Source organism: Streptomyces spongiae (assembly GCF_009377185.1).
Classification (GTDB): Bacteria; Actinomycetota; Actinomycetes; order Streptomycetales; family Streptomycetaceae; genus Streptomyces; species Streptomyces spongiae.
Map to the genome: position 1 here is coordinate 1 of NZ_VJZC01000699.1, position 4,701 is coordinate 4,701.

Below are 4,701 nucleotides of genomic sequence, written 5' to 3' on the forward strand. Positions count from 1 at the left end.
CCCCCGCACACTCAAGGCCAACTTCCATGCGTACCACGGCTCTTGAGGCCGAATACACCCATCGATCCCACAGGACACGGAAGAGGTATCGCCCCACCTCCGCAGAAACGATTCTCACTCCTCACGGACCCTCCCCCTCCGCCCCTCTGGACGACAGATGTCATGGGCACCTAAAACTGGGCGGACCGGCGGCTGCCGTGTCCTCCCCACGCCTTCCCTCACTCCCTCGCCTCCCCTCGCCTTCCCTAGGAGATCGATGCGCATTCGAGGTTCCCGTCTCTCCCTCACCGGTACGGCCGTGGCGACCACCGCCCTGCTGGCCACGGCGCTCATGCCGAGCACGGGCGCGGGCGCGGCCGACCGGCCGACCCGGGCGGAGGCCGTCGACAACGCGGCGGCGGTCCTGGTGGACCGGGCCGCCGCCCTGGGCCTCGGGGCCGCGCAGGGCACGGCGGTCCGGGACGTCGTCGTGGACGCGGACGGCTCCCAGCACGTGCGCTACGACCGGACGTACCGTCAGCTCCCGGTGCGGGGCGGGGACTTCGTGGTCCACCTCGCTCCGGACGGCAGCTACCGCGGCGCGGACCGGGCCACGACCCGGGCGATATCCGTGCCGGCCACCACCCCCGCCGTCAAGGCCCCCAAGGCCGCGGACCTCGCCGCCTCCGCCCTGCGTGCCGTGAACCTCGGCGAGACGCTGCGCAAGCTGACCGCGAAGCCCCGCCTCGTGATCGACGCCCTCCACGGCGCGCCGAAGCTGGCCTGGGAGACCAACGCGGTGGCCCAGGACCCGCAGGGCAACCCGGTCGCCCGTACCGTCGTCACCAACGCCACGACCGGCAAGCAGATCGACGCGTGGGACAGCATCGAGACGGCGACCGGCGACGGCCAGTCGCTCTACGGCGGCAAGGTGCCGCTTCAGACCACCCTGTCCGGCTCGGCGTACCAGCTCAAGGACCCGACACGCGGCAACACCTACACGGGTGACGCCGCGAACAAGACCGACCTCTGTGTCCTCGGCGTCTGTGTGAGCCGGGCCCCGTCGACGGTGTTCACGGACGCCGACAACCACTGGGGCACCGGAAACACTTCGTCCCGCGCCACGGCCGCCGTGGACGCGCAGTACGGCACCGACGTCACCTGGGACTACTACAAGAAGGTCCACGGCCGCAACGGCATCGCCGGCGACGGCAAGGGCTCCTTCAACCGCGTCCACTACGGCAGCGACTACAACAACGCCTTCTGGGACGACACCTGCTTCTGCATGACGTACGGCGACGGCGACGGCTCGACGTTCGGGCCGCTGGTGTCACTGGACGTGGCGGGCCACGAGATGTCCCACGGCGTCACCTCGCACACGGCGGACCTGACGTACTCGGGCGAGCCGGGCGGCCTGAACGAGGCGACGTCGGACATCTTCGGCACGCTGGTGGAGTTCCACGCGAAGAACGCCTCCGACCCCGGTGACTGGCTGATCGGCGAGAAGATCGTCCGCCCGGGCCTGGGCAAGCCGTCGCTCCGGCGCATGGACCAGCCCTCCAAGGACGGCAACTCGGTCGACTGCTGGACTTCGTCGGTCAAGGACCTGGACGTCCACTTCTCCTCGGGCGTGGCGAACCACTTCGCCTACCTCCTCGCCGAGGGCAGCGGTCCCAAGACCATCGGCGGCGTCCAGCACAACGGCACGACCTGCGACGGCGCGTCGGTCACCGGCATCGGCAAGGACAAGCTGGGCGCGATCTGGTACCGGGCGCTGACGGTCTACATGACGTCGTCGACGAACTACGCGGGAGCGCGGACGGCGACGCTGAACGCGGCGAGGGACCTCTACGGTTCCGGCAGCACGGAGCGGAACGCGGTGGCGGCGGCCTGGAGCGCCGTCTCGGTGGGCTGACCCCGGCTGGGAGAGGGCCAATTGGTCCTCTCCCTAGCCAATTGACCCTCTCCCTGGCCAATTGGTCATCTCCCGGTATTCGGTTCAGGGCCCCGCCTGCCACCCCAGCGCGGGGCCCAGTCGTGTCGCGATGTCCGTCAGGATCTGGACGTAGTCCTCGTGGTCGAAGGTGAACGGGAGGGCGAAGGCCACCTCGTCGATCTCGCGGAACGCGGCGTGGGCGTGGAGCCGTTCCGCGATCCGCTCCGACGTGCCGACGAGGTCCGGGGCGAACATCATGCGGGCCGGGCCCTGGGGGGTGGTCGTGCGAGGCGTGCGTTTCGCGGCGTACTCCTCGTACTTCGCGCGCTGCTCCGGTGTCGCGCTGTCCGTGGGGATGACCACCAGGCCCTGGGAGACGCGGGCGGCGTCGCCGTCGGGGTGGTGGGCGCGGAACGTGCGGACGTGGCTGAGCTGGATCTCGGCGAAGTCCTCGGACTCCTCCGCCTTCACCACGCTGCTGGTCAGCAGGTTCATACCGTGCTCACCGGCCCACCGGGCGGAACGGAGGCTGCCGCCGCCGTACCACATACGGCGGCCCAGCCCGGGTGAGTGCGGCTGGACCCGGTCGGAGAAGGTCTCGAAGCCCTCCACCCCGCTGAAGTCCGTGGCCGGCTTGCCGCGCACGAGGTCCAGGAAGCGGGCGACCCGCTCGTAACCGAAGTCCTCCGCGTCCGCCGTGTCCGGGTACAGGGCCTGCTTCACCTGGTCGTAGTGCATCGGAGGGCCGACGCTCACGCCCGGGTTGAGGCGGCCCCCGGAGAGGATGTCCACCGTGGACAGGTCCTCGGCGAGGCGCAGGGGGTTCTCCCAGCCCAGCGGGGTGACCGCGGTGCCGAGTTCGATGCGGTGCGTGCGCTGGGAGGCCGCCGCGAGGACCGCCACCGGGGACGAGATGCCGTACTGGAGGTGGCGGTGCCGCAGCCACGCGCTGTCGAAGCCGAGGCGCTCGCCGAGTTCGATGATCTCCAGGGTCGACTCGTGGCCCCGGCGCGGGTCGGCCTCGTCGAACAGTCCGATGGTCAGGAAGCCCAGCTTCCGGAGCGGTTGTGAGGGCAGCGGCACGGGAGCTCCTCGATCAGTACGTCATCTCCTGAGTACCTCAAGCCGCCGTGTTCTGGTTCTGTTCCCGTCAGCCCCCGTCAGTCCCCGTACGGCCGCGTCTCCTTCGCCTCCCGCAGGGCCCTCCCCCACCAGGCCAGCTGGTCCAGCATCACCTTCGCCGCCGCGTCGGGGGCGGACGGGTCCTTCAGGCGGCCCGTGTCGTCGAAGGAGCCGTGCGCGTTGTGGAAGGACACCGTGTCGCGGACCGTGGTGGCGTGCAGTTCGGCGAAGACCTGGCGGAGGTGTTCGACGGCGCGCAGGCCGCCCGAGACTCCGCCGTAGGAGACGAGGGCCACCGGCTTGGCGCGCCATTCGTGGAAGTGCCAGTCGATGAGGTTCTTGAGGGCGGCCGGGTAGGAGTGGTTGTACTCCGGCGTCACGACGACGAAGGCGTCGGCGGCCGACAGCTTCGGGGTGACGGCCGCGAGCGCCTCGGTCGCCTCGGGCGTGGGCGAGAGCGTCGTCGGCAGCGGGGACTCGGCCACGTCCACGACGTCCGCCTCGAAGTCGTCGCGGGAACGGAGGTGGCCGAGCAGCCAGTCGGCCACCACGGGGCCGAAGCGGCCCTCACGGTTGCTGCCGATGACGAGGGCCACGCGGACGGGGTTCTTCGGGGGTGCAGTGGGCTTCATGGGTGCAGTGGTCTTCATAGGTTCAGTGCTCTTCATGGGTTCGGTGATCTCCATGGACCACACCCTCGTACCTCAACCTTCCTTGAGGTCAAGTCGCCGCCGAGGGGTGGCCCCGCATGCCTCCGATCACCCGTTCACACGCCCACCCCACGCCTTACCCGATCTTTGCGAAGGCGCCCGCACCACACGCCCATGACCTGCGGAAACATCGCGCCTCTCCGGCTCCGGCCACCCCCACCTGACACCCATTCACATCATTTCTGACATTCCGTCAGGAAGCGCGGGAGGCCCGGTGTCATTTACCTCGGTAGGGCAGAGGCGCGACTGACGCAGCGGCACACGGGAGTGTCGCGGGCCGTGCCCTCTCGGAGGAGCAACCACGATGCGACATACGCCCCGGCCGCGTGCTGTCCGACTGTGTACCGCCCGCCTGCACGCCTCCCGGCTGCCGGCCGGTATCGCGCTCGCCGTCGCCGCCGCGGCTCTCGCCGCCGCGCCCGCGTACGGCACGGAAACGCCGGCCACGGGAACGGGACGGCTGAAGGTGCACCCCGGGAGCGCCGTCCCGGGCGCCGAGGTCACCGTCTCCACGGTGGCCTGCGACGCGGACGGCACGGCGGAGGGCGACGCGAGCTCGGTCGGCGCCGGCACGTTCACCCTCGCGCCCGGCACACCGCCGCGGAACGCGACGGGACGGTTCAGGGTGCCGCCGAGCGCCCAGCCGGGGACGTACGAGATCGTCGCGCGGTGCTCCAAGGACGGCACGGAGGTGGCCGGTGACCTGGTGGTCACGCTCACCGCCGCGGGCGAGCGGACGCACCCGAGGGGCAGCGTGAAGACGGGGGTCGGCGGCGCGCTCGGACCCGACCCCGTGCAGACCGCGGCAGGCGTGGCGGCCCTGGCCGTCGCCGCAGCGGGCGGTACCTGGCTCCTGCATCGCCGGGTGAGAGGCGAGGGCATCTGACGGGCGCCCTCCGCCCTCCGCCCTCCACCGTCCGTCCGCGGTACCACCGAACCCCTCCCCTCCGAACC

General features: G+C 70.9%; 4 protein-coding genes. 2 read left to right on the top strand and 2 right to left on the bottom strand.

Annotation, left to right across the window (positions count from 1 at the left end):
- Positions 1 to 256: 256 nt before the first annotated feature.
- Positions 257 to 1,894 (top strand): M4 family metallopeptidase, encoded by a 1,638-nt coding sequence (locus FNH08_RS44865; RefSeq protein ID WP_152777259.1) that lies wholly within the window; start codon positions 257 to 259, stop codon positions 1,892 to 1,894.
- Positions 1,895 to 1,978: 84 nt separating this feature from the next.
- On the opposite strand, the gene FNH08_RS44870 is transcribed toward FNH08_RS44865, so the two are convergent.
- The gene (locus FNH08_RS44870; RefSeq protein ID WP_322726466.1) at positions 1,979 to 2,998 is read right to left on the bottom strand and encodes an LLM class flavin-dependent oxidoreductase; all 1,020 of its coding nucleotides are present in this window, start codon (positions 2,996 to 2,998) and stop codon (positions 1,979 to 1,981) included.
- 77 nt (positions 2,999 to 3,075) lie between these two features.
- The gene (locus FNH08_RS44875) at positions 3,076 to 3,669 is read right to left on the bottom strand and encodes an NADPH-dependent FMN reductase (RefSeq protein WP_228034761.1); all 594 of its coding nucleotides are present in this window, start codon (positions 3,667 to 3,669) and stop codon (positions 3,076 to 3,078) included.
- Between the two features lie 382 nt (positions 3,670 to 4,051).
- Between FNH08_RS44875 and FNH08_RS44880 the strand changes: the two genes are divergently transcribed.
- Entirely contained in the window at positions 4,052 to 4,633 is a 582-nt protein-coding gene (locus tag FNH08_RS44880; RefSeq protein WP_194238838.1) for a hypothetical protein, read from the top strand.
- Positions 4,634 to 4,701 lie beyond the last annotated feature (68 nt).

What these genes read in the sequence shown, in the direction of transcription:
- FNH08_RS44865 (WP_152777259.1), top strand. Translation starts at nt 257, where the DNA reads ATGCGCATTCGAGGTTCCCGTCTCTCCCTCACCGGTACGGCCGTGGCG.
- FNH08_RS44875 (WP_228034761.1), bottom strand. Translation starts at nt 3,669, where the DNA reads ATGAAGCCCACTGCACCCCCGAAGAACCCCGTCCGCGTGGCCCTCGTC.
- FNH08_RS44880 (WP_194238838.1), top strand. Translation starts at nt 4,052, where the DNA reads ATGCGACATACGCCCCGGCCGCGTGCTGTCCGACTGTGTACCGCCCGC.